This window comes from Halorussus caseinilyticus (assembly GCF_029338395.1).
Lineage (GTDB): Archaea > Halobacteriota > Halobacteria > Halobacteriales > Haladaptataceae > Halorussus > Halorussus caseinilyticus.
Map to the genome: position 1 here is coordinate 888,336 of NZ_CP119809.1, position 23,576 is coordinate 911,911.

The following is a 23,576-nucleotide window of genomic DNA, read 5'->3' on the forward strand; positions in this document are numbered from 1 at the left end:
TTAAGCAATTCCTGTCCTGAGTTTCATCTGTATGAAGAGGCGGGACTTTCTGATGGCAGCCACCGGTGTTGCTGGCGGCGCTGGGGCGGGCGCGACGGCCGCCGCGGCACAGGAGACGACCACCACGTCGTCCGGCAATACCACTGCCTCCGGAAACGAGACCACGACCGTCGCCAACGGGACCACCACGAGTGGCGGTGCATCCAGCGGCGGCGGTCCAACGAAAGAGGTGATAGTCGGTCCCGGCGGGAGCCTTGTGTACGAACCCGCCGAGTTAACCATCGCACCCGGAACGACGGTCAACTTCGTCTGGGAGTCGGACAACCACAACGTCGTCGTGGAGAGCCAACCCGACGGTGCGAACTGGCAAGGGACCGAGGGCGCGCCGAGCAAGACGTACAACACCGGTCACGAGTACAGTCACACGTTCAGTACGACGGGGACGTACGAGTACTTCTGTCAACCGCACAAGACCGCCGGAATGGTCGGAACCATCACCGTCCAAGAGGGCGGTGGTGGCGGTGGCGGTGGTGGCGCTGCGGAGGCGGACCCCGAACACATGGGCGTGCCGTTTCAGGCCCACTTCGTCGGGCTGGCGACCCTCCTGATGATGGTCGTCTCGCTCATCTACACGTTCTTCCTCCTGAAGTACGGCGAATCACCGCACGCGAGTGGGAGTAACCGATAACCATGTCATCCACAGGTTCAACGTACGGCGACATTCACCGCTACGAACCGGCCCGCGAGAGTACGGCCGCGGCCATCGCTATCGTCCTCCTGACGGTAGTAGAAGTCGTGTTCGTCGGCATGTTCACCTACGGGCTGGTGAGCGGTTGGGGGTACAGCGAAGTCGGTAACATGTATCTCGGGTTCATTCTCGCGGTCATATTCATCGACCTCGCGTTCGTCCTCCTGTTGTACCGCAAGGAGTTCCTCCCCGACGTGATGATTGTCAAGAAGCGTCGTCGCAAGTGGGAGGACCTCTACGTCCGCGAAGACCAGCAATACGGTACCGAGACGCTCGGTAGCGCGTGGGAACAGTTCAAGCACGCAGTCTACCCGTACTACAAACGATAACTATGCCAGAAGAAGACGACAAATATCCGGAAAGCACAGGTCGTCGCCGCTTCGTCAAGGGCGTCGTCGGCAGCGCCTCCCTCGCCGGGGTCGGCACCGCGACCGCGGCGGGTATCAACTCCGCCACCGCGCCGACCGGCGCGGGCGGAGGTATCACCCAGTACATGGCGATGGAGAACACGGCCGGTCCCGCCCCGCGCGGAATGCCCCAGATTCCGGTCGAAGTAGACTCTGAGGGCTACCTCAAGGGCGTCTGGCCCGAGGTGAAGACGGTCGAACAACAGGGCCGAGAGGTCAAAATCGCCGAGACGCAACTCGGCGGCGTCACCTACTCCAGCGAGTGGTTCCAGTACTGCGGTGTCCAGACCTACCCCGGCGTCCAACCCGACGCCGACCAAGACAACTACTTCCGCTACATCGACAACTCGAAGTTCGAGTGGCAGAACGACGAGATGAGCGGCGGACAGAAGATTCACGTAGACGACTTCAGCGATTACGAGTCGTGGGGCAACGGTATCGGCAAGAGCGGTCTCGGCAAACCCGCACAGGGGTCGTGGCGCTCGCAGGACGTTCCCCCGAGCGGAACGATGCCGGTTCAGGTCATCCGTAGCAAGCGCGTCGAACAGTTGGCGAAGAAAGACGACTGGTTCGCGGCCAGCACCGACGAAGGATTCATCGCAAACCTGAACAAATGCACGCACTTTTGTTGCGTGCCGACGTTCAAGGGACTCGCAGGCTCGAAGGTCGCTAGCGCAGAAGACATGATATACTGCCAGTGCCACCAGTCGGTGTACGACCCGTTCAACGTCGTGAAGAAATCGTTCGTGGCACTCCCGCGACCGGAGGAATAACCAATGAGTATCGAACGCAAGGACGAACACGACCACGGCGAGTGGATGCAGACGAAGGACCTCACGCCGGTAGAGACGACGTTCCTGACGGCGCTCATCTGGATGGACAAGCGGTTCCGCATCGTGGATTACCTCGAAATCCTCGAGACTCTGTACTACAGGGTCAACATGCAGATGCCAAAGAGTCACACCGAACAGTACAGTCTTGACAACAAGTTCTGGTACTGGTACCCGCTGTACGCGCTCGGTAGTTTCTCGACCATCGCGTACGTCGTCGCGGCGCTGAGTGGGGCCTTACTCGGGTTCTACTACGCGCCAGCGACGGTATCGGCGTCCGGAGACGCGTCGGCGGCCTACAACCAATTGGCGTTCATCATGACCGACCTGAACTTCGGGTTCATGCTCCGGTCCATCCACCGATGGTCGGCGCAGGTCATGGTCGCCGCGGTGTTCCTCCACATGCTCCGGGTGTACTTCACCGGCGCGTACAAGGAACCGCGCGAACTCAACTGGATAATCGGCATCATCCTCATCAGCCTCACGATGGTCTTCGGGTACACGGGCTACCTGCTCCCGTGGGACCAACTGGCGTTCTGGGCCGGTCAGATTGGCGTCGAGATGAGCCTCTCGATACCGCTGGCGGGCGAGTGGGTCGCCCAACTACTGTTCGGCGGCTTCAGCCTCGGACAGGCAACGCTCCAGCGGATGTACATCATCCACGTGTTCCTGCTCCCGTTCGTGGTGACGACGCTCATCGCGGTCCACATCGCTATCGTGTGGATTCAGGGCATCGCTGAACCCCACTAACAATGACAGATAACGAAACAAAAACCGACGGCAGCGGCGAGGCACAGACGGACGGTGGCGGCACCGGCATCGTCCCGCCGGACGACGAGACCCCGACGTGGAGCGAGCGCAAGCAACGCACGCAGGGTCTCTCCCGGCTGACGTACGAGTACTTCGAGCGCGCACGACGGGAAGACCAAGACCTGCGACAGGAGTCCAGTTACGTCGAGCGCGACGTGCTGGCGTTCCCGGTGTGGCCCCACGAGATGATTCGGAACCTCTCGTTGACGAGCTTCTTCGTCGGGATGATAATCTTCCTGTCGGCGACGCTCCCGCCCCACCTCGGGCCGCCCGCCGACCCGAGTTCGACCCCGGCGGTCATCCTGCCCGACTGGTATCTCTACTGGTCGTTCGGCCTGCTGAAGCTCGGTCCGCTCAACCCCGAACTGGCGATTCTGGGCGGCGACAAGCTGATGACCGACCGGATGTACGGCGTCGTCGCCAACGTCATCGTGGTCGGGTTCATCGCCATCGTGCCGTTCCTCAACAAGGGGAGCGCCCGGCGTCCCGTCGAACAGCCGTTCTGGGCCGCGGTCGGTATGGCCGGGTTCGCGTTCGCGTGGACTATCAGCGCGCTGTCAATCAAGAACCTCATCCCCATCGACTCCCACCTGCTGTTCGACCTGACGTTCCTCGTCCCCATCATCGTCGGGACCATCACCTACGCGGTGCTGAAGTCGATGCAGGAAGGGTACATGTTCGACCTCAACCGGCGGTACTACCGGCTCCGACCGCCGAAGTAACGCCGTAGCGATTTTTCTCATGGATTCCAGTTCAGACACGACCGACACCGAAGGGGAGTCTCGCGCCCGCGAAGTCGAGGTGCCGCTCCGACTCTACAAGGTCGTGACGGTGTTCTCGACGATGTTCGCCGTGGCGTTCGTCGTGGGCGGGTTCATCGTCCTCGACACGGCGACACAGCGCGCACAGCTTTCGGTCTCGGAGATGGACCTGCCGTTGGCTATCCTCGGCGTGGCGATGATTGGGGCGGGCGCGCTCGTCTACGCGTTCGCAACTCGGTTTCGCGCCGAAGGAATGGGAAAACCTAAAGACGAACCCGACGAACCATCAAACAATGGCTGACGAATTCGCAAAGGGACTCGGTATCCTGACGGGCGGTGGCCTCATCTGGATGGTGCTGTCGGGTTGGTACACCACGCCGGGATTCGAGGACACGCAACTCCTCGGCGAGATACCCGGTGACCTCGACACGTACGGACAGGCCGCAATCATGCTCCGGGAAGTGATGTTCTGGTTCGTCGTCATCGGCGTCCTGACGTTCTGGGTCGTCATCCCGGCGCTGGACCAACTTCGAGAAGCGTCGTCGTAGAACCGACCGGTCTCGTCTTTCTCGTCTCGCCGCTAGCCTGCGAGCGACTGCGCTCTTCTCCGAACTCCTCGCGGCCGAGCGGTCGCCGAGACGCTCCGAGGCGAGCGTCGCTCTCGGGTCGCTGTTCGTCCTTCGGGGGACCCGCGCCGCGTCGAGTCACCTCGCGTGAGCGCTTCGGGTCTCGGTCGGGCGCGTGACGCGCGTCACGGGAGAGTCCACCGACTGCCGTCCTCGACGGAGGACCGCGGTCGGCGGAGGGCGTGGTCGCCACTCTGCTTCCACGCGGACGGTGACGACCCGCCATCGGTCACGCAGGGTGAGAGAGGACGGACGGCAGAGCGACCGGCCAGCAGTCACGGTGGGGCGACGAGATGCGCAGGTCGGATGTCCGCGGTGCGTTGCTCTCTCGCCACGCTCGCGTCACTCGGCGGCGTCCGACCTCGCGGCGTCTCGCGCGAAGCGTGGATGCGTCTCCGTGGAATCGGAGAACCGGAAAAAAGCGGACCGAAGTTAGACGATGGCGCTCCAGACGGGTTCGATGAGGAAGAAGAGGCTGAGGTACCCCGCGTAGAGGAACACCACGAACGAGGCGGTCATCGCGCCCTTCGGACTCGAAAGCGTCTCGTCGCTCCGAAGTTCGACCTCCTTGGCCTCGAACTCGAAGAAGTCCGTGACGAACAGGCCGAGGACGAGCGTCGAGAGGACGATGCCAGCGTGGTGATGGAGGCTCAGCAGGTAGAACGACCCGAGGACGAGGACGACGTTCGACACCTCGTGGACCCAGTTGCGGTCGAGCGCCTCGTCGTGGTCGTCGCTCCGTGCCTGCTTGCGGTAATCCCGATACGCCCACCAGCGCGTGCCCATGTTGACCAACACGAGGGCGAACACCACGTACTCGATGATGTCCGCGAAGAGCGCGTCAATCGGTCCGAGCAGTGACAGCGGTTCCATACACGATAATCGGAAAGGCGACGTATTAAACCTTGATTTCTGCGTCCGTCGATACCGCCGCGTCCCGCCGACGCGGGCGGGACGCGGCGCACTCACTCCGAACCCGCCCGGTCATCGCTCGAAGAACGGACGACTCTCGGGCACCGCGACCAGTTCTATCGTGTCGTCTTCGACCACCTCGACGCGCGTGTCGGGCGCGACCCGACGGACGGTCCGGTCGTCGATGAGAAGCGACACCGCGCCCTCGTCGCGTTCGACCGTCAGCGCGACCGGCCGGTCGGCCGACACCACCCAGTGGTCCACGTTCACCGCGAAGGGCGCGACGGGGACGACGCCGACGACCCCCGACTCCGGTTCGAGCAGGGGACCGCCCGCGCTCCGGCCGTAGCCGTGGCTTCCGGTCGGGGTGGAGACGACCACGCCGTCGGCGCGAAACCGTGCGACCCGTTCGTCGCGCGACTCGACGGCGTACTCGGAGATGCGAGCGGGTTCGGTGGTGACGAGCATCACGTCCGCGAGCGCGGAACCGACGCGCTCGCCGCCGACCGTGACCCCGAGGAGTGTCCGCGAGCCGGTCTCGAACTCGCCCGCGAGCAGGGCGTCGAGCGCGCCCCACACCGGTTCGAGTTCGCGGGGTTCGGCGTCGGTCTCGGCGGACGACTCGCGGTCGGTGGACGCCACCGCCACGTCGTCCAGCGAGACGCCACCGTAGCCCGGTCCGGCGTCCACCGGGAGGACGGGCGCTTCGACGCCTTCCCGAACCAGCGCGAGCAGGGCCGACTCGCCGACCGCGACGACCGATTCGGGGTCGGCCGCGACGACTTCGGTCGCCGAACCGAGAACGGCCGTCGCCTCGGTCGCCGCCGCGTCGTAAATCCAGTCGGCGAGCGCACCCTCGCCCACGATTCCGAGCGTCATTCGCTTCCGACCCCCTCTACGTTCGCGCTACCCATCAGTCTCGTCTTGGACCGCCATCCGTGAAAAGGGTACGGAGTTTACCGACTCGGATAGGGAGGGCCGTGGTGAACGTGGCCCGCGATGCGGTGTGGAGGGTCGTCGTGGGTCCCGGTCCGGACTCAGTGTCGTCCACTCCGTCCGCCGCGTCCCATCTCGAAAAGAAATCCGAGTCTTTGAGAAATAGAAAAGCTACCGAAGCAAAGAATATTGTTCTTCTAAGACATCTCTACCGGTCCCTACTCGTCGTAGGGCCAGTCGCCGATAATCTTCATCCCCGCGGCTTGGTCTTCGTCCTCTAGCGCCGCCGCGATTTCCTCGGAGTCCGCGTGGCCGACTTCGAACTCCTCGCCCGCGAGACGCACCGTCAGTTCCGTCAGCAGGATGGCCTGCTCGCGGAGGTCACGGACTTCGAGTTTGTCGAGGGTGTCGGCGTAGGTGTGGCCCCACCCGCGGCCCTCGTCGCCGGTCTCGCTCATGACGTGGAATCCCGGCACGCCCCACTTGACGTAGGGCCAGTGGTCGCTGTGGGGTCCCTGCTCGGGAATCGTCTTCACCGGGTGGTCGAAGTCCGCGCCCACGTCTTCGGCCGCCGACGCGAGGGCGTCGAAGCCGTGGGTGTGGAACGAGAGCGTCCGCCCGCGGACCACGCCGTCGTTGTTCACGATGGCTTTGATGGAGTCGAAGTCGCGCACGTCGGCGTCGTATCCGGACCCGACGAGACCCACCTCTTCGGCACCGTAGGCGATGAAGTGGACCTTCGTGTCGAGTTCGTCCTCGCGCTCTGCGAGCGCGTTCGCCATCTCGACGACCATCGCCGTGCCAGCGCCGTTGTCCATCGCGCCCTCGCTGATGTCGTGGGCGTCGACGTGGCTGGTCACGAGGACTTCCTCGTCGGTGTCGGGACCGAGTTCCGCGTGGACGTTCTGACTGGTCGCGTCGTGAACGTCGGCCTCGACCGACACCTCGACTTCCTCGCCCTCGAAGCGCCGCGAGAGGCGCGCGCCGACCTCCTTCGAGACGCCGACCGCCGGGATGTCGCCGATGGGGTCCTCGGCGGTGCCGACGCTACCGGTCGGGGGGAGACATCCCTCGACGTGGTTGCGGAAGACGAACCCCGCCGCCCCGCCCTCGACGGCGTAGTAGTACTTCTCGCGCCGGTGGATGAACCGGTCGTAGTAGTCGGGGACGTTCGAGGCGACCATCACGACCTTCCCCTCGAAGTCGGTCTCCTCGAAGTCCTCGGGCAGGCCGTACCCGAGGTCCACGAGTTCGCCCGTCGCCGCCGCGTCCGGACTCCGCGGGAGCGCGATAGACGATTGGACGGTCTCGCCCGCCCGAATCTCGCTGTCGCCGCGGGTCCACCCCTGCACGTCGAACTCCTCGATGCGGGCGTCGCGCGCGCCGACGCGTTCGAGGGCGTCGCGGGTCAGTTCCGCCGCCTCGCGTTCGCCGTCGCTCCCGGCCATCCGGTCGCCGATGTCCACGAGCGATTCGAGGTGGTTCCACCCAACGTCGCTAGTGAACGTCTCGCCTATCCACTGTGTCATACGGCCGCATGAATCCGGAGACGGCGTAAGCTTTTCGAATCGAAACTTCCGACGATTCTTCACTCGACGGGGACTCTTCGGGACTATCGAAGACGAATCTGTATTCTTAACTTAAACGAGGTAGACAATTTTCGACTTTTTGGTGTCCCAACAACACTTTATAACACTGGACCTTCTTTATCTGATAGAAAGTCGGTGATTGACGACATGGCAATACAGGAACCCGAAGTCACTCGCGTCGTCGCCCCGGACGGAACCGTTGACGAACGAACCGACCCGGACCTCTCGGAGTCGGTGGTGACTGACCTGTATCGACAGCAGGTACTCGCCCGGACGTTCGACGAGAAGGCCGTCAAACTCCACCGACAGGGACGCATCGGAACCTACGCGCCGCTTCAAGGCCAAGAGGCCGCCCAAGTCGGCGCGGCGTCGGCGCTCGCGGACTCGGACTACTGCTTCCCGACGTATCGGGACCACGCGATGTATCTCGCGCGGGGTCTCGAACTCGAAGACGTGTTGGTCTATCTGCTCGGCGAGGGCAACTACGTCGACCGCGAGGACCCCGACGGACTCCGGACGTTCCCGCCGACCATCCCCATCGCCACCCAACTGCCCCACGCCGTCGGGACGAGTATGGCGGCGGACTACCGCGGCGACGACTGCGCGACCCTCGTCAGTTTCGGCGACGGCGCGACCAGCGAAGGCGACTTCCACGAGGGCATGAACTTCGCTGGCGTCTTCGAGTCGCCCACCGTCTTCTTCTGTCAGAACAACCACTGGGCGATTTCCGTCCCGCAGGAGCGCCAGACCGCCAGCGCCACCATCGCTCAGAAGGCCCAAGCGTACGGGTTCGAGGGCGTCCGCGTGGACGGCAACGACGTACTGGCGGTCTACGGCGCGGTCGAAAACGCCCTCGAAGCCGCGAAGAACGGCGACGGGCCGCGCCTCATCGAAGCCGTCACCTACCGGAAGGGCGCACACACGACCACCGACGACCCCTCGAAGTACCGCGGCGACGAAGAGGTCGAGGAGTGGCGCAAGAAGGACCCGATAGAGCGCACCCGCGAGTATCTGGAGGACGCTCACGGCTGGACCGACGACGACGAGCTACGAGTTCAGTCGTGGGCCGACGACCGAGTGGTCGAGGCCATCGCCAACGCCGAGGAGCGGACCGGTCTCGACGTTGACGACATCTTCGAACACGTCTACGCCCAGACGCCCGACTCCCTCCGGCGACAGCGCCAGCGAGTGGTGGACGAACCGGAAGTCGAGCGATAATCGCGGCGAACCCACCGCCGTCCGACCGACGACGTAGCGGCGCGTCCCCTCGCAGTCGAGTCGTATCGCGGACGCGTTCAGGTGCCTTTTTACTATTCCACGCGCAACCACCTCGTATGACAGTAGCGGACGATTCAACAGAAGAGCACGGCCATCACCTTCCGGCCGTCGAGGACTGGCCTCGCGGGTTCGGCGAGGCGAGCTGGTGGCCCTTCATCACCGCACTCGGTGGTGCGGGCATCTACGTCGGGGCCGCCTTGTTCCTGCTCGGGAAGGGACAGCAACCGATAATCGACCCCATCTTCGGCCCGGTGACGTTCGTCGCGTCCGTCGGTCTGTTCCTCGCGGGCCTGTACGGGTGGGTCTACCACGCCTTCGTGAAGGCGTTCTGGTCCAGCGACGGTCACGGCGGCGGCGCGCTCAGATGGGGGATGATACTGTTCCTCGGGTCGGAAATCGCAACGTTCAGCGCCGGGTTCGTCTACTACTTCTTCATCCGCGTCGGCACGTGGTCTACGGAAGGATTCCCCCACTTGCTCGGGTCGCTGGTTCTCATCAACACCACCCTGCTGGTGTTGTCGAGTTTCACGCTCCACTGGGGCCACGTCGAACTCCGGAAGGGCAACCGCCAGAACTTCCTCATCGGACTCGCGGCCACGCTCCTGCTCGGCGTCGTCTTCATCGGCGGGCAGGTGCTGGAGTACTACGAGTTCATCCAGCACGAAGGCTTCGACCTCACGTCGGGCATCTTCGCTAGCGCGTTCTACGGTCTGACCGGCCTGCACGGACTCCACGTCTCGATGGGTGCGGTCCTCATCGCTATCGTGTTCATCCGCGCGCTCTACGGGCAGTACACCGCAGACCGCCACGTCTCGGTCACGACGGTTTCGATGTACTGGCACTTCGTGGACGCGGTGTGGATTTTCCTCGTCGTCGTGCTGTACGCTGGCGCGGAAATCACGCTGTAACTCGGTCTCACTTTTCACCGTTCGTTCCGAATCCCGAAAGCGACCGCTTCGAGTCACCCACAGTTTTGACGTTGGCCCGAGATTTCACCCGACATCGGTATGACGACCCTCTCTCCCTCCGGCGGTGACGGCGGCGCGCGCCGACAGGTCGCCGTCATCGCAGTCGCAGTCGCCGTCCTCGTCGCCAGCATCGGTCTCGTCGCAACGTCGGTCCCGTTCGGGACCGACGACGGCCGCGCCTCGACGACTCCGCTCGACGCCACCCACCGACTCGACCGGTTGCACGCCGCGGGCGTCACCGGCGCGAACGTCAGCGTGGGCGTGGTCGGCGTGACGGGGTTCGACCCCGGCGACGCTTCGCTTGAGGGCCGAGTCACCGACTCGCGGTCGTTCGCGGCGGGCGAGACGATTCGCAACGGCGGGCAAAACGACCACGGTACCGCCGCGGCGTCGTTGGTCGCCCGGACCGCACCGGACGCCGACCTCTATCTCGCCTCGTTCGACACCGCCGAGGGGTTCCGGGACGCGGTCGCGTGGCTGGTAGACAGCGACGTGGACGTAATCGTCGCACCCGTCTCCTTCTACGGCAAAGTCGGCGACGGGTCGTCTGCGGTGGCGCGAGTCGCCGACCGCACCGCCGACCGCGGCGTGGCGTTCGTCGCGCCGGTCGGCAACCTCGGTCGGGGCCACTGGCGCGACCGGTTCGCGCCGAATCGCCGTGGGACCCACCGCTTCGAGGGCGGACTCCGGAACTACCTCGTTGGCGACTCGCGGCGACTCGCGCTCTGGCTTTCGTGGGACGACTGTGAGTCCTGTGAGTTCTCGATGGAACTCTACCGGTCGGACGGGACCGACGCGCGACTCGTCGCCCGGTCGCGGCCCTACGCGGGCGACGCGACGCCAAACGAGCGTATCGTCGCCCGAATCGACCCGCAAGCGACCTACTACTACGCGGTTCGGGGGTCGCGGAACGCGACCGGCACGCCGCTGGAAGTCTCCTCGCCGACCCACGGGTTCCAGTTCCGCGAGCGCGCGGGGAGCGTCGTCGCGCCAGCGACCGCAGACGACGCGCTCGCGGTCGGCGCGTACGACGCTAAACGCGAACGGGTCGAACCGTTCAGTTCCGCCGGACCGGTCGCTGGCGACCGGCCCGGCGTGGACGTGATTGCGCCCGACAGACTCCGGGCGGCCAGCGAACCCGGCGGTCTGGTGGGGTCGTCGGCCGCCGCGCCCTACGTCGCGGGCGTCGTCGCCCTCGTCCTCGACGCGAACCCGGCTCTCGAACCCGGAGCGGTCGAGACGCTTCTCGAACGGACCGCCTTCGACGCGGGGCGGCCGGGCACCGACCCGGTGGCCGGTCACGGACTCGTCGCGCCCGAGCGAGCGGTCGAGCGCGGCCGGAACGCGACCGCTTAAAGCCCGATTTTAGCTATGGACAGCTATTATTAGCCGGTCTTCGAAATCCCGCCGAGTATGGCGAGCCTCGTGGACCGACTCCGAGACCGGACCGGAAGCGCGGACGAACAGCCCCGAGTGCTGGAGATGACCGACGCCGACGCCGACGAGGTGCTGGACGCGCTGGCCACGGAGACCCGGCGGCGAACCTTCCGGGCGCTGTTCGACCGACCGGCGACCACCTCGGAACTCGCCGACCGACTCGACACCTCGGTCCAGAACGTCCACCACCACCTCTCGGAGTTGGAGGAGACCGGACTGGTCGAACCCATCGACACCGTGTACTCCGAGAAGGGCAACGAGATGACGGTCTACGGACCCGCCAGCGACCCGATAATCTTCGTCGGCGACGGCGACCGGGTGCCCCGAGTCAGGCGCTCGCTGTCGAACGTGGTGGGCGGACTCGGGTTGCTGGCGGCCGCGAGCCTACTCGTCCAGTGGGCCGGGGAGCGACTCGTCCGCGCGCGACTCCCGGCCGACGACATCGGCCCCGCGAGTTACTCGCCCGCCGACCCGACCGCACCGGAGACCCTCGCGTGGCTACTCTTCGAGGTGTTGGAACCCGGACTCGTCTTCTTCCTCGGATGTCTGGTCGTGGCTGGAGTCGCCACGCTGGTCGCCGACCGGTAGTCTCACCGGCCGAACTCGAACGCGCCGACCAGAAGCGCCACGCCGACAACGCCGAGGACGGCGGCGAGACCGAACGCACCGACTGCCATCAGCGGCGGTCCGGAGTCGCCCGCCGCGCCCTCGGTGACCGCGAGCGTGGGCGTCGTCCCCGTCTCGGTGACGACGAGGGTTCCGGTGTGGAGCAGTCGATACTTTTTCGGACCGTCGAGGTCCCCGCTGAGTTCGACGCTCGGCCCGACGTAGACGTGGAGGTCGTACTCGGCGGCCGCGAACGACCCGCGCTCGGTCGTCACCGTCACCTCGTCGTCGGGGTCGGCCGCGGTCAGCGTCGGCGACCCGCCCGCGCTCCGGGCCGCGGTGGTGTTGAAAAGCAGGACGACGCGCTCGTCGCCGTCGCCGTCTCGGACGGTCGCCGACAGGGTGTAGTCGCGGTCGAACTCCCCGACCGTGACCGTCGCCGACTTCGCCTCGTCGGTCCAGAGTTCGAACCGGGCAGTCTCGCCGACTCTGGTCTCGACCGAGCGGTCGGTCGGATAGTTTTTCGCGGACAGTCCGGACCGGCCGGGGTCGGTAGCGACCGAGGCGTTCTGAATCCCGAAGTCCGCGACGACCGGCCCGTCGTCCGACCCGCCATCCGACTCGCCGCCAGACCTGACGCCGACCGTGAGCGCCCCGCGGTCCTCCGAGGGCGCTCCCGTCGGCCGGTCGCCGCGGTACTGGAGTAGCGGATACTCCCCGGCGTCTAGAACGTTCTCACCGGACGAGGGGCCGGACTCGTGGCGGACCGACGCGGCGTCGGCGTCGTCGGCGACGGTTATCGGTTTCCGGTCGAGACCGACTTCGCCCGTGTCGAACAGGAGCGTGACCCTCCCGTCGCCGTCGCCGTCTTCGACCGCGGCGTCGAGCGAGTACGTCATGTTCTCGCCGCCGACCGAGAGCGTGGCGGTTCCGTTCGGGGAGACTCCAATCGGCATGCGAACGGTCCCCCCTCGCGTCACCGAGAACACGGTCAGGTCGTCCGCTTCGGAGGAATCTCGGTCGTCGTCCGGCGACTCGCCGTCGGCGTGGGGCGAGTCGCACTGGACCGAACACGCGACGACGGTCCCCCCCGTCGCCGCGAGTTCCCGGTCCTCGCGGTGGACCGACGCCTCGAACTCGGTTCTGGACGGGATGTCCCAGAGGTCGAACACCGCACGGACCCGACCGTCGGCGTCCACCGTGACAGTTCGGGCCTTGAGAAAGAGCCCCGAGGACTTCAGTCGGACCGAAACTTCCGTCCCCGCGGGCAGGGCGGTCCGGACTCGGACCGCCCTGCCCGGCCCGTTTCCGAGGGTGAAGCGGTCGCCCGCGAAGGCGAAGTTCGTCTCGGTCGCGGCGTCTCCGGACCGGCCGCCGCAGTCGTCGCACTCCACGACGGTCCCTTCGGTCTCGGTCAGGTCGGTGCCGTCGTGGTGGATGACCACGCTGAAGTTGGTGTCGGGCGGCACGTCCGAGAAGTCCACGACGGCCCGGAACGTGCCGTTTCGGTCCACGGTCGTCTCGTCGGTCATCAGGAACGGGTGTTCGCCCGACTGCGACTGGACGCGGACGCTGAGTTTCGTCCCGGCGGGCAGGTCGGTCCGGCCGCGAATCGCCCGTCCGGGTCCGGATTCGAGGACGAGTCGGTCGCCGTCGGAGACGACGTGCGTCCCCTCGCCGACCGCGAGACCGCTTGCCGTGAAGACGGCGCTACCGGTCGCGGCGACGGCGGACGCTCCGACTGCGAGAGTGAGAGCGACCGCGAGCAGTCTCGCGCTGGTCATCGGTTCGCCTTTGAGGGGTTCGAGCGAGTAACACCGGCGCGCGCCGGGCGTCGGTTCGGTCGGGGACGAGGCGTTCGAGAGGGCGGGGAGTGGTGACACCGCATGTTGTTCACACGTCGTTTCGGCCGAAAGATAACTCCGGCGTAAGCTAAAATACGGCGTTTAGTCGCCGGAAGGTCGTCGCCGTCACACGGTCGAGAACGCGAGAGAAAGGGCGCGAGGGGTTCTCAGGCCGAACTGTTACCCTGCTGTTCGTCGAGCCAATCCTGATACTCCTGCTGGGAGACGACTTCGACTTCGCCCAGCATCTTGGAGTGGCCGACGCCGCAGTACTCGGCGCAGTAGAGTTGGTACGTGCCTTCCTCGGTCAGTTTCGTCTTGATGGTGTTGTGCGCGCCGGGGATGGCGTCCTGCTTCAGGCCGAGTTCGGGAACGTGGAACGCGTGCAACCAGTCGGTCGAAGTGATGTTGAGGTAGACATCCTGACCCTTCGGCAGGACGAGCGTCCCGGTCGCCGAGACGTTCTCACCCTCGTAGTTGTAGTTCCAGAGGTACTTCTGGCCGACGACTTCGACTTCCACCGCGTCCTCGCTCGGTTGGAACTCGCCTTTGGCGTTCGAGACGTACGGGTCTGCCATCACGCCGTAGGAGGCGTACCCGACGACCAACAGGACCAGCGCGGTGGCGATGGTCCACGAGATTTCGAGGCGACGGTTCTCCTTGGTTGGCTTGGGTTCGTCGTTGTTCCGGTACTTCCACACGGTGTAGATGAGGATGCCCTCGACCAGCACCGTGATGGGAATCGCCATGTAGAGAAGCTGTGTGTTCAGCGACCGAATTAGCTCCTCCGTGGTGGACTCGTAGGCAAGTACCGGGTCGGCGAACAGGGCGAGCGCCGCGATACCCAGTAGCGTTGCGAACGCTGTCCGCTTTGAACTCATGCTGGTTGCGGATTAGGCCGAGACTCATAAATACCTACTGACTTTCCTATTGGCCTCACCCGATTCGGTTCTTCTAAATACGACGAGTACCCACAATCGGCTAGGAGATTCGCGTGACCGAACACACGTCTCGGCGATTCGTCTCTATGCTCGCTGGCACGGCCATCGGCGTCTACCTGCTGGTCGTCGTCGGTGCGACGACTGCGTTGACCGACGCCGCGGCCGCCTGCCCGACGTGGCCCGCGTGTAACGGTCAGTGGCTGGTCCCGCTCGACGAGCCGAAACTGGCAGTCGCGTGGGGCCACCGAGTCGCCGCGCTCGGGGTCGCGCTCGCACTGACTGCCACGACCGCGCTCGCGTGGTGGACCGGGAGTTCCCGGCGAGTCCGCGGCGCGCTCACCGCCTCCGCGCTTCTCTATCCGGCGCAGGTGGGTCTCGGCGCGTTCGCGGCGACCACCGCCACCCCCGCCCTGCTGTCGGCGGTCCACCTCGTCGTGGGCATGGCCATCTTCGGCGGCATCGTCGTCGCCCTCGCGTGGACGCTCGAACCCGAGACGTTCGACGACCCCGAGGGCGTCGAAGACCCCGACGAGATTCCGGACGCCACCGAACCCGAACCCTCGCCGACGAGCGACCGACCCGAAGGGGTGGTCGCTCGCGCGAAGCGAATCGGGTTCGCCTACTTCCGACTGATGAAACCGCGGCTGATGTGGTTGCTCTGTCTGGTCGCGTCGGCGGGCATGGCGCTCGCGGCGGGTCCGGCCCTGCGCGTCGAGACGGTGGTCGCCACCCTCGCGGGCGGAGTCCTCTCAATCGGTGCGTCGGGCACGTTCAACCACGTCCTCGAACGCGACGTGGACCGGAAGATGAACCGGACCGCGGACCGCCCGTCGGCGACCGACCAGATTCCGGTCCGGAACGCGGTGGCCTTCGGCGTCGCGTTGGCCGCCCTCTCGCTGGTCGCGTTCCTGACGGTGAACGTGCTGGCCGCGGTACTCGGCGCGTTCGCCATCCTGTTCTACAGCGTCGTCTACACCTTGTTGCTCAAGCCCAACACGGTCCAGAACACGGTCATCGGCGGGTTCGCCGGGGCGCTCCCGGCACTTATCGGCGGGGCCGCGGTGACCGGCGACATCGGGCTTCCTGCGGTCGTGCTGGCTGGCATCATCTTCCTCTGGACGCCCGCGCACTTCTACAACCTCGCGCTGGCGTACAAGGACGACTACGCCCGCGGCGGGTTCCCGATGATGCCCGTGGTTCGGGGCGAAGCCGTCACCCGCAAGCACATCCTGCTGTACCTCGGCGCGACCCTGCTGGCGGCGGTCATGCTCTCGGCGGTCACGACGCTCGGGTGGGTCTACGCCGCGACCAGCGTGGCGTTCGGTGCCATCTTCCTGTGGACCGTCGTCCGACTCCACCACGAGCGAACCGAGCAGGCGGCCTTCCGGTCGTTCCACGCCTCGAACGCGTATCTGGGCGCGCTCCTGCTCGCGGTGGTCGCCGACGCGCTGGTCTTCTGACGAGCTATGACCGGAACACTCGACTTCGACGCGGACCGACTCCGCCCGAGTCGTGACACCCTGCTGTGGGCGGGCCTGCTCGTCAACACCGAACTCGTCCTGACGTTCGCGTACCTCCTGCTGGCGGACGTGACTATCACCGAGTGGCGCTACCTCGTCTTCCCGTTCGTCTGGATTAACGTCGCGGTGTGGGCGTTCGTCCGGACGACTCCGACCGCGGGGTCCGACCGGGCGCGCTACCTCGGCGTAGCCATCGCGGTCGGCTACTTCCTCCTGCTTGCCTACGTCGGGGGACTCGTCAAACCGGGGCTCGTGGCTCACAGTCACGCAGGCGGGACGGTCGGACACAACCACGCTACCGGCTGGCAGGTCAGTTGGCTCCCGCCGGGTTGGGGACCAGCAGTCACCTACATCGGGTCGTTCGTCCAACTCACTCTGATGCCGTACAAACTCGTTGGCTACGTGGCGCTGGCGTATCTGGTCTACGACACGGTGCTGGACACCGCGGGGTCGGCGGTGTCGGGCGTCCTCGGTCTGGTCTCGTGCGTGAGTTGCACGTGGCCGGTCATCGCCACCCTCGCGGCGGGAGTCACGGGGAGCGGAACCGCGGTCGCGGCCGCCGCCAGCGAGTGGTCCTACACTCTCGGCACCGTCGCGTTCCTCCTGACGGTCGGACTGTTGCGGTGGCGGCCCAGTTTCGGCGGTCGGCTCTAAGCGTCAGCGCCCGCCGTCGAGTTCGTACTCCGTAACGTCTTCCACCTCGCCGCCAGCGACCCCGAGCAACCAGTTCCACTTCTCGGGGACGCTCCGGTCTTTCGGCGCGTCGGCCATCCGCTCGGCGACGAACGACGGACTCCACTCGACGCCCTCGGCGTCGCGGAGTCGGACCGCGGCGTCGGCCACGCGCTCGGCGTCCCGCTCCGAACCGAACTCGGCCGCGACTTTCGCCTCCACGTCGGCCCGGAAGTAGTCGGTCGCGTCGGTCATACCGGTCCCATCCGACCGCTTACACAAATACCTGCTGGCGACCGAACCGAACTTCTTAGGAGCGAACCGCCACAACCCACGGTCATGAACGACGTACTCGTCGCCGAGGACCTTCGGCGGTCCTACGGCGACACCGAGGCGCTCGCGGGCGTCTCGCTGTCGGTCGGCGAGGGCGAGGTGTTCGCGCTCATCGGACCGAACGGCGCGGGCAAGACCACGCTGGTCCGGGCGCTGACGGGGACGACCGACCCGGACTCGGGGTCGGTGTCGGTGTTCGGGACCGCTCCCGAGTCCGCCGACCGCCAGCGCCTCGGTCTCCTGCCCCAGTCGTTCGACCCGCCCGAGCGACTGACCGCTCGGGAGTTGGTCGAGTACTACGCCGGACTGTACGACGAGGCCCGCGACCCCGAGGAAGTCCTCGCCGAGGTCGGGATGGCCGACGACGACGGGACCCGGTACGAGAACCTCTCGGGCGGCCAGCGACGCCGGACCTGCGTCGGGACCGCGCTGGTCAACGACCCCGACCTGCTGTTTCTGGACGAACCCACCACGGGCATCGACCCCGCGGGTCGGCGGGCGCTCTGGGACCTCATCGAGGGGTTGGCCGACCGCGGGACGACGGTCTTCCTGACGACTCACTACATGGAGGAGGCCGAACGCCTCGCCGACCGGGTGGGCCTGCTCGCCGACGGCGAACTCGCGGCGGTCGGGTCGCCGTCGGAACTCGTGGCCGAGTACGGCGGGCGGACCCGCGTCGTGGTCGAGACCGGCGAGGGCGACGGCGAGGCGCGCGAGGCGCTGGCCGGGACCGACTTCGAGGTCGAATCGACCGCCGAGGGGTTGGTCATCGGCGGCGTCCGGCCCGAGGACATCGGAGAGGTGGTCACGGCGCTGAACGACCGCGGAGTCGCCTACGACGCCCTGACGTGGAAACAACCCGACCTCGAAGACGCCTTCCTCCGGGTGACCGGCCAGTCGGTCGCGGGCGGAGCAGGGGTGTCGCTCGGGGGCGACTCCGGCGAGACTGCGCTCGCGGGAGGTGAGCGATGACGGCCGCGAGTCGGGTCCGCGCGGAGGCGAGTGCGGCGTGGCGGTCGTTCGTCCGGCGACGGACCGCGGTGTTCTTCACGTTCTTCTTCCCGGTCATCCTCATCCTCATCTTCGCGGTGCTGGTCCAGACCAACCCGACCGGCGGCGGCCTGTTCGCACAACCGCCGGGCTACTACCTGCCGGGGTATCTCGCGGTCGTGGTGCTGTTCACGCCGCTGTCGCGGGTCGGGTCCGAGGTGGCGCGCCACCGCGAGGGCAACCGCTTCGAGAAGTTGGCGACGACGCCGCTGTCGCGCCCGGAGTGGTTGCTCGCGCACACGCTGGTCAACGTCGCCATCATCGGCATCGCGGGTCTCCTCATCCTCGGGTTGATGGCGCTGGTGACGGGCACCGCGACCCTCTCGCTCGGTCCCGCCACCCTCGCGCTCGTCGCCGTCTTCGTCGGGTTCGCGGTAGCGCTGTTCTGCGGTCTCGGCGCGGTCCTCGGGGGTCTGGCCGACTCCCAAGACGGCGTGATTGCGGCGAGCAACGCCATCGCGCTCCCCCTGCTGTTTCTCTCGGACACGTTCGTCACGCCCGACATGCTGCCGACGTGGTTCCGGCCCGCGATGAACCTCTCGCCGCTGACGTACTTCGCTCGCGGCGTCCGGGACCTGACGTATCAGCCTCCGGAGACCGCTGTCACCGTCCTCGCCGAAACGCCGCTCGACGGGTGGACGACCTCACTCGCGGTGCTGGCGGTGCTGACGCTGGCGTTCTTCGCGGCCGGGGCCGCCGCGATTCCCCGGACGGACTGACGCCTCCTTCGGCGGGTGCGAATCTCGGCTACCGACTCGGCGTGTGGTCCGCGGTTGCGGTGCGGGGCAGTGCGGTCGCGGTCTGATTGGCTCAAGCCTGAAGTAGCGTTTCGTCTTCGGCTTTCGTCTCGCTCCGTCCTCGCCGATACGGGACAGCAACACACTTGAGTCGATAGTCCAAACCCCAAATATGGCTACCTCGAACGCGAAGCGACGGGTCAAGGACAACCCGCGGGCCGCGAGTGCGGTCCTGTCGGTACTCGGCTACGTCCTCGTCCTCGGGACGTTCGCGGGACTGCTCCCCGTCTACCCGGAACTCGAACGCGCGACCGTAGACCTGCTGAGTCACGCCATCGCGGTGGTCAACACCGTCGCGCTGACCGCTCTGCTCGCCGGGTGGCGGTGGATTCGCCGCGGCGAGGTCCGCAAGCACCGCGCCGCGATGCTGACCGCGTTCTCGCTCATCATCGTCTTCCTCGCGCTCTATCTCGTGAAGGTGGGCGGCGGCGGCGAGAAGGCCATCGCCGTGACGGGACCGGTCTACTACGCTTACCTCGTGATGCTGGCGATTCACATCCTACTGTCGGTGGTCGCGGTCCCGGTGGTCGTCTACGCCGTCGTCCTCGGCCTGACCCACACGCCGTCGGAACTCCGCGAGACGGCCCACGCTCGCGTCGGGCGGTGGGCCGCGGGCGCGTGGGCGCTGAGTCTGGCGCTGGGCATCGTGACCTACCTGATGCTCAACCACGTCTACGGCGTCGAGGAGTACATGGCGGCGCTCGCTCCGCTCGCGGCCCTCCGGCGGCGATGAGCGACGAGTCGTCCGGCGGGTCGTCGGATGACGCGTCCGGTAGGGAGTCTGGCGACGAGTCGCCGGACTCCCGCATTCGACGCCGAGTCGCCGACGCCCTCGGCGTCGGCGTCGAATCCGCGACCGAACTCGACGGCGGCGAAGTCGGGCGGGTCCACCGAGTGGCGCTCGCCGACGGTCGGACCGCGGCGGCCAAGACCGGCGACACCTCGCTCGGCGTGGAGGCGTTCATGCTCGACTCGCTGGCCGACCGCGGCCTGCCGGTTCCCGAGGTGTACCACCGTGCCGACGACCTGCTGGTGATGGAGTACGTCGCGGGCGACGACGAACTCTCGCCCGCCGCCGAGCGAGACGCCGCCCGGCACCTCGCGGCCCTCCACGGGGAACGACCGCGGGAGCGTCCGGGGTCCTTCGGCTTTCCGCGCGACACCCTGACCGGGCCGTACCGCCAACCGAACCCGTGGACCGACTCGTGGGTCGCGTTCTTCCGGGACGAGCGACTCCGGTACTTCGCGGGGATGGCGGACGAGGCGGGCGTCCTCTCGTCGGAACTCGCCGACCGCATCGACTCGCTCGCGCGAAATCTCGACTCGTGGCTCCCTGACTCGCCGCCCGCGGCGCTAATCCACGGCGACGCGTGGGCGAACAACCTCGTCGTGGACGAGGGCCGCGTCCGGGCGTTTCTCGACCCCGCGTGCTACTTCGGCCACGCCGAGGTCGAACTCGCCTACGTCGCGTTCGCGGGGTCGTTCGGCGAGGACTTCTTCGCGGCCTACGACGACGCGCAAGGCATCGACCCCGGTTTCTTCGAGGGCCGCCGCGAGGTGTATCAGGTGATCCCGCTACTCGAACACCTGCTGTACTTCGGCGAGGACCGCTACGCCGCGGAACTCGACGCGCGCTTGTCCGACCTCGGTTTCTGACCGGCGTGGAGTCGAACCGCCCCACTGAAGCCCTCCGGCGTCGGGTCCCGAGTCGTGACCGACGAGTGGACGTTTCGGACGACTACCGCAACCGGGACTGTCCCCGACGGCCGACCTGCCGTCGGTGGTGGTCGTCGCGGGCGTCTGCGTGGTCGACCTCGCGGCCGCGTACCGGGCGACTTGAAGTCGGACGCCTCCGAGTCGAATGTAGACCGACGGCGACGAAGCGGTCGAAATTCTCCGACTCCGCGGCGGTCGTAGTCGAGTTCCCAACGGAGGACGACGCGGTAGCCCTCGGCGGTCGGTTCGACTTCCCCGCCGCTCCGGAGGTGGTGATTGAAGTAGGTGTGTTCCTCGACGCGGGCCGACTGGTAGCGCGACTCGACGGTTTCGGCGACTCGACGGGCGGACCCGGCCGAGAGCGCGGTCGGTTCCGAGACGGAGCGGTTTAGTCGGTGTCGGGCGAGCAGGGCGTCTCGGTGGTCGTCGCGGTCGATTCGGTCGTCGTTGTCGGAGTCGAGGACGACGCCGCAGTCGCGGCGTCGTCCATCGGCGCGTCAGTAGTCGCGAACGGCGCGGACGCGCTACCGAGACACCCGGCGGCGACCAGCAGGACCGCGAGCGAGAGGGCCGCAAGTGGAAGGTCGGTGGAGGGACGCGAGAGCATGGTTGGTCGTCGCACGGACGCCGATAAGTGTCTTCTGTCTGAGTGTTCTGTGGCGGTGTCTTGCAAATATTTATATTTGTTAAGAATATCTAAAGAATTATTAGAGGTGTGTGAATGTGGTCGTGGCGGACGGGAGAATAGACGGCTCTTCGGTTATCACGACTGCGCAGTACCGCGGACGGCGACGACGCTAGCTTCAGGCTCGAGCCAACGAGAACCGCACCGGCTCCGCGGGCCACTATTCGAGCGAGCGAAAATATCCCGCGGAGTCACCGAAAATCTTCGATTTTCGAGATGACGAGCGCATCGTCTCGAACCACGACCGCCGGAAGACAAACCGCGTCTTCCGAGGTCACACTCGCTTTGCTCACGGTTGCACCGTTCGCAGTCGCGGCGCTCCGCGCCGCGCACCGCTCGCGTGACCGCGAGCGGGCGGGGGCTTTCGAGACGGCCGCCCCCTCTCCGGTCCCCACCGATACAGCAACCAGTGACGCCGCGACACACCCCGAGTTCCCACGCACATCAACTGTGCTTGCACGAAACAAAATGAACTTTCAGCAAGGTTTCCGTAACTGTGAAAGTCAGACGGGAAGAACAAGGGAGTATGAGCGCAGAACAGGAACAGCAGTCGATTCGTTGTCTCGTCGCCAAGGTCGGACTCGACGGACACGACCGGGGCGCACACGTCATCGCCCGTGCGTTCCGTGACGCCGGGTTCGAGGTCATCTACTCGGGCCTGCACAACGCGCCCGACGAAATCGTGCAGGCCGCGGTCCAAGAGGACGTGAACGTGCTTGGTATCTCCATTCTCTCGGGCGCGCACAACACGCTCGTCCCGAAGGTTATCGACGGTCTGAAAGAGTACGACGCGTTCGAGGACACCCTTGTCCTCGTCGGCGGCGTCGTGCCCGACGACGACAAGGCGGACCTCAAGGAGATGGGCGTCGCCGAGGTGTTCGGTCCCGGTACGCCGATGGAGGAGACCATCGAGTTCGTCCGCGAGAACGCGCCCCAGCGATGAGCGGCGACGCGGCGACCGACGTGCGAGACGAGAACGCCGAACTCGTCGAGGAGTTGCTCGCGGGCAAGCACCGCGCGCTCGCGCGAGTCATCACCAAAATCGAGAACCGCGCGCCGGGCTACCGAAACCTCGTCTCGGAACTCCACGAACACACCGGCCACGCCGAAGTCGTCGGCATCACCGGAAGCCCCGGTGCGGGCAAATCGACGCTCGTGGACAAGATGGCTAACTACTACCGCGAACGCGGCGAGACCGTCGGCGTCATCGCGGTAGACCCCTCCTCGCCGTTCACGGGCGGGGCGGTGCTGGGCGACCGCATCCGGATGGCGAGCAACGTCGGCGACATGGACGTGTTCTTCCGGTCGATGAGCGCGCGGGGCACCCTCGGCGGTCTCTCGACGGCGACCACCGACGCCGTGAAAGCCCTCGACGCCTTCGGCAAGGACAAGATTCTCATCGAGACGGTCGGCGCGGGCCAAAACGAGATAGACATCGTGAAGTCCGCCGACACGGTGGCCGTGCTGGTCCCGCCGGGGAGCGGCGACGACGTGCAGATGCTCAAGGCGGGCATCCTCGAAATCGGCGACGTGTTCGTCGTCAACAAGGCCGACTTGGACGGTGCGGACCGCACGGTCCAAGAACTCCGCGAGATGATTCACATGCAGAACGACCACACCGCGGGGCTGGCGACCGGACACCACGGCGCGGGCGCGGTCGGAAGCGACGAAACCGACGACGCCGAGAGCGACGACGAGGAAAGCTGGGAACCCGCCGTGGTCGAGACAATCGCCAAGGACGGCGAAGGCGTCGCCGACCTCGTGGAGACGCTGGCCGACCACCGCGCGTACCTCGAATCCTCGGGCCTGCTCGAAGAGAAGGCGCGGATGCGCTACGCCGAGGAGATTCGCAACCTCCTGCGCGACGACGTGGGCGGACTCCTCGAAGGCGAAATCGAGCGCCACGGCGGAATGGACGAACTGGTCGAAGGCGTTCGCAAACGCGAGACCGACCCCTACACGGTCGCCGACGAGGTTATCGGTCCCATCGAGGACTGTCTGGACGAACTCCGGGACTGACCCCGAACGCTGTTTTCACGTCCGTTTCTCCGACCGATAGCCGACGCTACCGAGCGACCAGCGAGTGCGAATCGAAAAACGCGCAAAACGG

General features: G+C 66.3%; 26 protein-coding genes. 19 read left to right on the top strand and 7 right to left on the bottom strand.

The window, feature by feature from the left end; all coding sequences use genetic code 11:
- Positions 1–31: 31 nt before the first annotated feature.
- From P2T60_RS04575 to P2T60_RS04605, 7 genes are read left to right on the top strand one after another with little or no spacing between them, the layout of a single operon-like run.
- Positions 32–688, top strand: coding sequence for a plastocyanin/azurin family copper-binding protein (locus P2T60_RS04575; protein WP_382209843.1), 657 nt, complete (start codon positions 32–34; stop codon positions 686–688).
- 2 nt (positions 689–690) lie between these two features.
- On the top strand, positions 691–1,077 hold the full coding sequence (locus P2T60_RS04580; RefSeq protein WP_276281379.1) for a DUF7318 family protein: 387 nt from the start codon (positions 691–693) through the stop codon (positions 1,075–1,077).
- Positions 1,078–1,079: 2 nt separating this feature from the next.
- Complete coding sequence (locus tag P2T60_RS04585; RefSeq protein ID WP_276281380.1) at positions 1,080–1,928, top strand: ubiquinol-cytochrome c reductase iron-sulfur subunit; 849 nt, start codon at positions 1,080–1,082, stop codon at positions 1,926–1,928.
- A 3-nt stretch (positions 1,929–1,931) separates the two neighbouring features.
- Positions 1,932–2,735: a cytochrome b gene (locus P2T60_RS04590; protein WP_276281381.1), complete on the top strand. Its 804-nt coding sequence runs from the start codon at positions 1,932–1,934 to the stop codon at positions 2,733–2,735.
- 2 nt (positions 2,736–2,737) lie between these two features.
- Entirely contained in the window at positions 2,738–3,517 is a 780-nt protein-coding gene (locus tag P2T60_RS04595) for a cytochrome b family protein (RefSeq protein WP_276281382.1), read from the top strand.
- A 19-nt stretch (positions 3,518–3,536) separates the two neighbouring features.
- On the top strand, positions 3,537–3,857 hold the full coding sequence (locus P2T60_RS04600; RefSeq protein WP_276281383.1) for a DUF7315 family membrane protein: 321 nt from the start codon (positions 3,537–3,539) through the stop codon (positions 3,855–3,857).
- Entirely contained in the window at positions 3,850–4,104 is a 255-nt protein-coding gene (locus tag P2T60_RS04605; protein ID WP_276281384.1) for a DUF7314 family protein, read from the top strand. Before P2T60_RS04600 ends, P2T60_RS04605 begins: the two co-directional genes overlap by 8 nt.
- 510 nt (positions 4,105–4,614) lie before the next feature.
- Here the strand turns inward: P2T60_RS04605 and P2T60_RS04610 are convergent.
- The 3 genes from P2T60_RS04610 to P2T60_RS04620 form a co-directional block, all read right to left on the bottom strand.
- On the bottom strand, positions 4,615–5,055 hold the full coding sequence (locus P2T60_RS04610; RefSeq protein WP_276281385.1) for a DUF7313 family protein: 441 nt from the start codon (positions 5,053–5,055) through the stop codon (positions 4,615–4,617).
- A 111-nt stretch (positions 5,056–5,166) separates the two neighbouring features.
- The gene (locus P2T60_RS04615) at positions 5,167–5,973 is read right to left on the bottom strand and encodes an NAD(+)/NADH kinase (protein ID WP_276281386.1); all 807 of its coding nucleotides are present in this window, start codon (positions 5,971–5,973) and stop codon (positions 5,167–5,169) included.
- Between the two features lie 275 nt (positions 5,974–6,248).
- Complete coding sequence (locus P2T60_RS04620; RefSeq protein WP_276281387.1) at positions 6,249–7,559, bottom strand: M28 family peptidase; 1,311 nt, start codon at positions 7,557–7,559, stop codon at positions 6,249–6,251.
- A 207-nt stretch (positions 7,560–7,766) separates the two neighbouring features.
- Between P2T60_RS04620 and pdhA the strand changes: the two genes are divergently transcribed.
- The 4 genes from pdhA to P2T60_RS04640 all read left to right on the top strand — a co-directional run bounded on the left by pdhA (position 7,767) and on the right by P2T60_RS04640 (position 11,890).
- The gene (gene pdhA / locus P2T60_RS04625) at positions 7,767–8,837 is read left to right on the top strand and encodes a pyruvate dehydrogenase (acetyl-transferring) E1 component subunit alpha (protein ID WP_276281388.1); all 1,071 of its coding nucleotides are present in this window, start codon (positions 7,767–7,769) and stop codon (positions 8,835–8,837) included.
- 116 nt (positions 8,838–8,953) lie between these two features.
- Complete coding sequence (locus P2T60_RS04630) at positions 8,954–9,805, top strand: cytochrome c oxidase subunit 3 (RefSeq protein ID WP_276281389.1); 852 nt, start codon at positions 8,954–8,956, stop codon at positions 9,803–9,805.
- Between the two features lie 99 nt (positions 9,806–9,904).
- Positions 9,905–11,221, top strand: coding sequence for a S8 family serine peptidase (locus P2T60_RS04635; RefSeq protein WP_276281390.1), 1,317 nt, complete (start codon positions 9,905–9,907; stop codon positions 11,219–11,221).
- A gap of 57 nt (positions 11,222–11,278) precedes the next feature.
- Positions 11,279–11,890, top strand: coding sequence for an ArsR/SmtB family transcription factor (locus P2T60_RS04640; protein WP_276281391.1), 612 nt, complete (start codon positions 11,279–11,281; stop codon positions 11,888–11,890).
- 2 nt (positions 11,891–11,892) lie between these two features.
- On the opposite strand, the gene P2T60_RS04645 is transcribed toward P2T60_RS04640, so the two are convergent.
- Positions 11,893–13,791, bottom strand: a complete 1,899-nt coding sequence (locus P2T60_RS04645) for a BGTF surface domain-containing protein (RefSeq protein WP_276281392.1) — start codon at positions 13,789–13,791, stop codon at positions 11,893–11,895.
- A gap of 128 nt (positions 13,792–13,919) precedes the next feature.
- Positions 13,920–14,633, bottom strand: a complete 714-nt coding sequence (gene coxB, locus P2T60_RS04650; protein WP_276281393.1) for a cytochrome c oxidase subunit II — start codon at positions 14,631–14,633, stop codon at positions 13,920–13,922.
- Between the two features lie 146 nt (positions 14,634–14,779).
- Here coxB and cyoE point away from each other — a divergent pair, with 146 nt between their 5' ends.
- Entirely contained in the window at positions 14,780–16,153 is a 1,374-nt protein-coding gene (gene cyoE, locus P2T60_RS04655; protein ID WP_276282171.1) for a heme o synthase, read from the top strand.
- Positions 16,154–16,159: 6 nt separating this feature from the next.
- Positions 16,160–16,867, top strand: a complete 708-nt coding sequence (locus P2T60_RS04660) for a DUF7546 family protein (RefSeq protein ID WP_276281394.1) — start codon at positions 16,160–16,162, stop codon at positions 16,865–16,867.
- Positions 16,868–16,870: 3 nt separating this feature from the next.
- On the opposite strand, the gene P2T60_RS04665 is transcribed toward P2T60_RS04660, so the two are convergent.
- Positions 16,871–17,140, bottom strand: coding sequence for a WNWW family protein (locus P2T60_RS04665; protein ID WP_276281395.1), 270 nt, complete (start codon positions 17,138–17,140; stop codon positions 16,871–16,873).
- 84 nt (positions 17,141–17,224) lie between these two features.
- Here P2T60_RS04665 and P2T60_RS04670 point away from each other — a divergent pair, with 84 nt between their 5' ends.
- The 4 genes from P2T60_RS04670 to P2T60_RS04685 all read left to right on the top strand — a co-directional run bounded on the left by P2T60_RS04670 (position 17,225) and on the right by P2T60_RS04685 (position 20,721).
- Positions 17,225–18,190, top strand: a complete 966-nt coding sequence (locus tag P2T60_RS04670; RefSeq protein ID WP_276281396.1) for an ABC transporter ATP-binding protein — start codon at positions 17,225–17,227, stop codon at positions 18,188–18,190.
- The gene (locus tag P2T60_RS04675) at positions 18,187–18,987 is read left to right on the top strand and encodes an ABC transporter permease (protein WP_276281397.1); all 801 of its coding nucleotides are present in this window, start codon (positions 18,187–18,189) and stop codon (positions 18,985–18,987) included. Before P2T60_RS04670 ends, P2T60_RS04675 begins: the two co-directional genes overlap by 4 nt.
- Positions 18,988–19,177: 190 nt before the next feature.
- Entirely contained in the window at positions 19,178–19,798 is a 621-nt protein-coding gene (locus P2T60_RS04680; RefSeq protein WP_276281398.1) for a DUF420 domain-containing protein, read from the top strand.
- A complete protein-coding gene (locus tag P2T60_RS04685) occupies positions 19,795–20,721 on the top strand; it encodes a fructosamine kinase family protein (RefSeq protein ID WP_276281399.1) in 927 nt (308 codons plus the stop codon). The genes P2T60_RS04680 and P2T60_RS04685 overlap by 4 nt, the downstream gene beginning before the upstream one ends.
- A gap of 448 nt (positions 20,722–21,169) precedes the next feature.
- Here P2T60_RS04685 and P2T60_RS04690 read toward each other — a convergent pair whose 3' ends face one another.
- On the bottom strand, positions 21,170–21,388 hold the full coding sequence (locus P2T60_RS04690) for a hypothetical protein (RefSeq protein WP_276281400.1): 219 nt from the start codon (positions 21,386–21,388) through the stop codon (positions 21,170–21,172).
- Positions 21,389–21,992: 604 nt separating this feature from the next.
- Between P2T60_RS04690 and P2T60_RS04695 the strand changes: the two genes are divergently transcribed.
- Positions 21,993–22,409: a cobalamin B12-binding domain-containing protein gene (locus tag P2T60_RS04695; RefSeq protein ID WP_276281401.1), complete on the top strand. Its 417-nt coding sequence runs from the start codon at positions 21,993–21,995 to the stop codon at positions 22,407–22,409.
- On the top strand, positions 22,406–23,485 hold the full coding sequence (gene meaB / locus P2T60_RS04700; protein WP_276281402.1) for a methylmalonyl Co-A mutase-associated GTPase MeaB: 1,080 nt from the start codon (positions 22,406–22,408) through the stop codon (positions 23,483–23,485). The genes P2T60_RS04695 and meaB overlap by 4 nt, the downstream gene beginning before the upstream one ends.
- Positions 23,486–23,576: the final 91 nt, after the last annotated feature.

Coding starts and splice junctions, on each gene's coding strand:
- P2T60_RS04585 (WP_276281380.1), top strand. CDS start 1,080: ATGCCAGAAGAAGACGACAAATATCCGGAAAGCACAGGTCGTCGCCGC.
- P2T60_RS04635 (WP_276281390.1), top strand. CDS start 9,905: ATGACGACCCTCTCTCCCTCCGGCGGTGACGGCGGCGCGCGCCGACAG.
- P2T60_RS04620 (WP_276281387.1), bottom strand. CDS start 7,559: ATGACACAGTGGATAGGCGAGACGTTCACTAGCGACGTTGGGTGGAAC.
- P2T60_RS04675 (WP_276281397.1), top strand. CDS start 18,187: ATGACGGCCGCGAGTCGGGTCCGCGCGGAGGCGAGTGCGGCGTGGCGG.
- pdhA (WP_276281388.1), top strand. CDS start 7,767: ATGGCAATACAGGAACCCGAAGTCACTCGCGTCGTCGCCCCGGACGGA.
- P2T60_RS04695 (WP_276281401.1), top strand. CDS start 21,993: ATGAGCGCAGAACAGGAACAGCAGTCGATTCGTTGTCTCGTCGCCAAG.
- P2T60_RS04605 (WP_276281384.1), top strand. CDS start 3,850: ATGGCTGACGAATTCGCAAAGGGACTCGGTATCCTGACGGGCGGTGGC.
- P2T60_RS04590 (WP_276281381.1), top strand. CDS start 1,932: ATGAGTATCGAACGCAAGGACGAACACGACCACGGCGAGTGGATGCAG.
- P2T60_RS04680 (WP_276281398.1), top strand. CDS start 19,178: ATGGCTACCTCGAACGCGAAGCGACGGGTCAAGGACAACCCGCGGGCC.
- P2T60_RS04660 (WP_276281394.1), top strand. CDS start 16,160: ATGACCGGAACACTCGACTTCGACGCGGACCGACTCCGCCCGAGTCGT.
- P2T60_RS04575 (WP_382209843.1), top strand. CDS start 32: ATGAAGAGGCGGGACTTTCTGATGGCAGCCACCGGTGTTGCTGGCGGC.
- P2T60_RS04665 (WP_276281395.1), bottom strand. CDS start 17,140: ATGACCGACGCGACCGACTACTTCCGGGCCGACGTGGAGGCGAAAGTC.
- P2T60_RS04670 (WP_276281396.1), top strand. CDS start 17,225: ATGAACGACGTACTCGTCGCCGAGGACCTTCGGCGGTCCTACGGCGAC.
- P2T60_RS04640 (WP_276281391.1), top strand. CDS start 11,279: ATGGCGAGCCTCGTGGACCGACTCCGAGACCGGACCGGAAGCGCGGAC.
- P2T60_RS04685 (WP_276281399.1), top strand. CDS start 19,795: ATGAGCGACGAGTCGTCCGGCGGGTCGTCGGATGACGCGTCCGGTAGG.
- P2T60_RS04580 (WP_276281379.1), top strand. CDS start 691: ATGTCATCCACAGGTTCAACGTACGGCGACATTCACCGCTACGAACCG.
- coxB (WP_276281393.1), bottom strand. CDS start 14,633: ATGAGTTCAAAGCGGACAGCGTTCGCAACGCTACTGGGTATCGCGGCG.
- meaB (WP_276281402.1), top strand. CDS start 22,406: ATGAGCGGCGACGCGGCGACCGACGTGCGAGACGAGAACGCCGAACTC.
- P2T60_RS04615 (WP_276281386.1), bottom strand. CDS start 5,973: ATGACGCTCGGAATCGTGGGCGAGGGTGCGCTCGCCGACTGGATTTAC.
- cyoE (WP_276282171.1), top strand. CDS start 14,780: ATGCTCGCTGGCACGGCCATCGGCGTCTACCTGCTGGTCGTCGTCGGT.
- P2T60_RS04630 (WP_276281389.1), top strand. CDS start 8,954: ATGACAGTAGCGGACGATTCAACAGAAGAGCACGGCCATCACCTTCCG.
- P2T60_RS04595 (WP_276281382.1), top strand. CDS start 2,738: ATGACAGATAACGAAACAAAAACCGACGGCAGCGGCGAGGCACAGACG.
- P2T60_RS04610 (WP_276281385.1), bottom strand. CDS start 5,055: ATGGAACCGCTGTCACTGCTCGGACCGATTGACGCGCTCTTCGCGGAC.
- P2T60_RS04600 (WP_276281383.1), top strand. CDS start 3,537: ATGGATTCCAGTTCAGACACGACCGACACCGAAGGGGAGTCTCGCGCC.
- P2T60_RS04690 (WP_276281400.1), bottom strand. CDS start 21,388: ATGCTCTCGCGTCCCTCCACCGACCTTCCACTTGCGGCCCTCTCGCTC.